This is a genomic window from Streptomyces sp. NPDC102360 (assembly GCF_044766085.1).
Lineage (GTDB): Bacteria > Actinomycetota > Actinomycetes > Streptomycetales > Streptomycetaceae > Streptomyces.
Genome location: NZ_JBIWLG010000031.1, coordinates 1 through 2600, shown reverse-complemented (window position 1 = coordinate 2600; position 2600 = coordinate 1). Strand labels below are relative to the sequence as shown.

At 71.7% G+C, this 2600-nt stretch carries 1 protein-coding gene; it reads left to right on the top strand.

What is annotated here, in order from left to right; all coding sequences use genetic code 11:
* A partial coding sequence (locus tag ACIRHA_RS43120; protein ID WP_403857720.1) for an SDR family NAD(P)-dependent oxidoreductase occupies window positions 1–2600 on the top strand: 2600 nt, incomplete at both ends.

The following is a 2600-nucleotide window of genomic DNA, read 5'->3' as shown; positions in this document are numbered from 1 at the left end:
CTGCCGCCGTCCGATGACACCCGGCTGCCCTTCGCCTGGAGCGGCGTGCGCCTGTATGCCACCGGTGCGACGGCCGCCCGGGTCCGGCTCGGCCGGGCCGGGCAGGACGCGGTGACCCTGCATCTCGCCGACGTCACCGGCGCCCCCGTCGCCACGGTCGAGGAGCTGAGCCTGCGCTCGGTCACCGCCGACCAGATGGCGGGACCGGGAACCGGCGACGGTCTGTTCCGGCTCGACTGGGTGCTGGCCGGTGCGGCGGAGGAATTCCCCGGGACGTGGACGGTTCTCGACGCGGACGGCGGGCCTGCTGCCCTCGACTCCGTACCGGACGCCGTCCTCGCCCTCGTCGCCCCGGCGGACGATCCGGTGTCCACGCCACACGACGTGCTCGCGCTGCTTCAGGAGTGGCTGGCGGGGGAGCGGTATGCCGACTCCCGGCTGGTTGTCGTCACGCGAGGTGCCACCGCGGGCCACGCGGACCCCAATGCCGCGGCTGTCTGGGGTCTGGTGCGGTCGGCGCAAACGGAGAATCCGGATCGGTTCGTCCTGGTGGATCTGGTGCCGGGTGCGGACGTGGTCGACGCGGTGGCGGTGCTGGGTCTGGGTGAGCCGCAGGTCTCGGTGCGGGATGGGGGTGTGCTCGTTCCCCGTCTGGCTCGTGTTGCGGAGACTTCTGGTGGGGAGGTGCCGTGGGATCGGGAGGGCACGGTGGTGGTCACGGGGGCCTTCGGGTCTCTGGGCCGGCTGGTGACCCGTCACCTGCTCGTCGAGCACCGGGTGCGCAGTTTCCTGCTGCTTGGCCGGCGTGGTGAGCGGACTCCGGGTGCGGCCGAGTGGGCAGCGGAGCTGGCGGCTCTCGGGGCGCGGGTCACGGTCGCGGCGTGTGATGTGGCCGATGTCGACGCGGTGCGCCGGGTTCTGGGTGAAGTGTCGGTGGAGTTCCCGGTGCGGGGGATCGTGCACACGGCGGGTGTTCTCGACGACACGGTCCTAACCTCGCTCACTGCCGAGCGTTTGGATGCGGTGATGGCTCCCAAGGCCGTCGGCGCGCACCATCTGCACCGTGTCAGTGAGGAGCTCGGTCTCGACCTGACCGCCTTCGTCCTCTTCTCCTCCGTGGCCGGCACCTTCGGTACGGCGGGGCAAAGCGGATACGCGGCGGCGAACACCTTTCTGGACGCGCTCGCCGAACAGCGTCGCGCCCAGGGCCTGCCTGCCACCTCGCTCGCCTGGGGCCTCTGGGCCGAAGGCGGCATGGAATCCGGCTTGGGAGAGGTGGACCGGTCCCGGCTCGCCCGCACCGGTCTCGCCGCCTTCGCCCCCGAGCAAGGGCTCCGTCTGCTCGACCTGGCGGTCGCCCAGGACGCGGCGCAACTCGTCCCGATCGGCCGCCTCGACACATCGGTGCTCCGCAAGGCCGACACGTCCGCGCTGCCGGCCGTGCTGCGCGGACTCGTCCGCAGGCCGGTACGCCGTGGCGTGGCCGCGTCGCAGGCGGCCGGGACCGATTCGCCGGCTGGCCGACTCGCCGGGCTTTCCGAGGCGGACCAGGACAAGCTGCTCCTGGAACTGGTCCGCGGCGAGGTGGCGGCGGCGCTCGACTACAGCGGCGCCGAAGCCGTGGAGAGCCAGCGAGGGTTCAAGGAGCTGGGCTTCGACTCGCTCACTGCGGTCGAACTGCGCAACCGTCTCAACAAGGCGACCGGCCTCCGGCTGCCCGCCACCCTCGTCTTCGACCACCCGACGCCACAGGCGCTCGCCCGTCACCTGCGATCCGAACTGGTCGGCGTCCTCCCCGACACCGCCCCGACGCCGTCCGCCCGGGGGGCAGACGGGACGGACGACGAGCCGATCGCGATCGTCGGGATGGCGGCCCGCTACCCCGGGGGTGTCACTTCCCCGGAGGATCTTTGGGACTTGGTGGCCGAGGAGCGAGATGTGATCTCCGGCTTCCCGGACGACCGTGGCTGGGACCTGGAACGGCTCTACCACCCGGATCCCGAGCACCCGGGGACGACGTACGCCCGCGACGGCGGGTTCCTCTACGATGCGGGCGAGTTCGACGCGGAGTTCTTCGGTATCTCGCCGCGCGAGGCACTGGCCATGGACCCCCAGCAGCGGCTGCTCCTGGAGACCTCGTGGGAGGTCTTCGAGCGAGCCGGTATCGACCCGGCCTCCGTGCGCGGCAGCCGGATCGGTGTGTACGCGGGAGTGATGTACCACGACTACGTGAGCCGACTGTCCGCCGTCCCCGCCGATCTGGAGGGGTACATCGGCACCGGCAACACCGGCAGCGTCAGCACCGGCCGGATCTCCTACGCCCTCGGCCTCGAAGGGCCCGCGGTCACCGTAGACACCGCCTGCTCCTCCTCCCTGGTGGCCCTGCACATGGCCGCCCAGGCGCTGCGTCAGGGCGAGTGCACCATGGCGCTGGCCGGAGGCGTCACGGTGATGTCCTCGCCGGACACCTTCGTCGACTTCAGCCGACAGCGCGGCCTGGCGTCCGACGGCCGCTGCAAGTCTTTCGCGGAGGCGGCGGATGGGACCGGCTGGTCCGAGGGTGTGGGTGTGGTGCTCGTCGAGCGGCTGTCCGACGCGGT